Source organism: Treponema endosymbiont of Eucomonympha sp. (genome assembly GCF_001028545.1).
Genome location: NZ_BBPW01000151.1, coordinates 1 through 1524, shown reverse-complemented (window position 1 = coordinate 1524; position 1524 = coordinate 1). Strand labels below are relative to the sequence as shown.

Here is a 1524-nt window from a genome sequence, read left to right as displayed (position 1 = left end):
CTGCCGCGGGTTCCGCCGGAATCCTCTCGCCGCTGTGTGCGGAGGGAGAATTGCCGGACGGGTACGCGGCACTGCTGGAACGCGCCTGCGGGGAGACACTTGCCAGTCTAGACGCGCCGGAGCTTTCCGCGCGGCTACGGAACGGCGGACGGAAGCCGCTCAGCCCCGTGTCGGCGCGGCTGCTTCGGGCGCAAAAAGGCGCGTTCCTCTCGCGCCTCGAGTCCTGCGTGGCGGGGCTGCTGAAGTTTTGCGCGGGGTTCCGCGTCGCGGCGGTCGAGCAGGACTTCGAGTACGTGCCGGAAGGCAAGCCGTATTCGCTGCGCGGGCAAATCGACTGTGTGCTGCTGCGGAATCCTGCGGCGGGCGCGGAACCGGTGATTATCGATTTCAAGACGAACAGACTGCCCGCCCGCGCGGACTGCGTGCAGACGGACAAAGCCGCGCTCCGCAACTTTCAGCTTCCGGCATACGCGCTGTTATATGAGCGGAATGCGGGCGTTCCGGCGGACGAGGCGCTGTTTTTCAGCGTCGGCGAGGCGAAGCCGCTGGTGCTGTTCGGCGAATTGTGCAACGCAGAGACCGGCAAGGCAAGCCCGCAGCGGGGCGCGATTTTCCGCGACGACGCGCCCGGCTCTCCGTACCGCCGCATTATGGACGAGTTTGCCGCCCAAGCCGAACGCTATGCGGGCGCGGTGTTGAGCGGGGATTTTTCGCTCTCGCGCACTCCCGGCTGGGAAGACTGCGCCGTCTGCGCGTTCCGCTTTGCCTGCCGCACTACGTACACGGTGTTCGGGCGTTACCCTTACAGGGTAACGCCCGAGTTTCTTGAGGAAACTGCCGCAACGCCGTAGGCGTTGCTACCGAGTTTGCGTAAGCAAACTCGCGGGACATTAAAGGCTCTTGCCTATAGGCAAGAGCCTTTTTTTATCTGCAATGAAACACGGGCAGGTGGACTCTCTACGTGGGCAGGTTCGGGATCCCTACGTGTGCATGAAACGAGGCGTTTGGTGCGAGGGAACTCGGCATAAAGGTGAAACTACTTTTCACGCATAGGCTTGAGCCTCTCTGCACCGTACTATTAGCCCGGCCGTAGTGTCAGGGAGTTGATAAGGGAACGCCCACTGCTTGTCCGCAGTTCGGGCGCACTGATTTCAGCCTCTGCCGTGTCGGGGTTTGTGACACGCCTATGTCATCACGCCTGACACGGGTTCCTGTCGGTCTGCCAAAAGGCGCTGCCTTTATGTCTCACTTTTATGCCAAGCGAGTTTCTTGAGGAAACTCGGCAGCAAGCCGTAGGCTTGCGGCAAACTCGGGCGTTCGGCTCCGCCGAACACTCTATGCCGAGCCGATACTGGCGTCAGTCGGGTCTGCCGCCGCCGGACGCCGTTTGCGCACCGGTTTTGCGTCGAGCTTTGCGAACAAATCCGCCATTTCCATAGCGCTCATCATCGCGTCCCAGCCCTTGTTGCCCGCTTTCGCCCCCGCCCGCTCCACCGCCTGCTCTATCGTGTCCGTGGTCAGGAC

2 protein-coding genes are annotated in these 1524 nt (G+C 62.4%); one reads left to right on the top strand and one right to left on the bottom strand.

Annotated elements, in window-relative coordinates; translation table 11 throughout:
• Positions 1 to 851: PD-(D/E)XK nuclease family protein (locus tag AWU74_RS05485; protein WP_162504873.1), on the top strand; the 851-nt coding region annotated here is incomplete at its 5' end.
• Between the two features lie 484 nt (positions 852 to 1335).
• Here the strand turns inward: AWU74_RS05485 and AWU74_RS05480 are convergent.
• A partial coding sequence (locus tag AWU74_RS05480; RefSeq protein WP_187150870.1) for a 6,7-dimethyl-8-ribityllumazine synthase occupies positions 1336 to 1524 on the bottom strand: 189 nt, incomplete at its 5' end.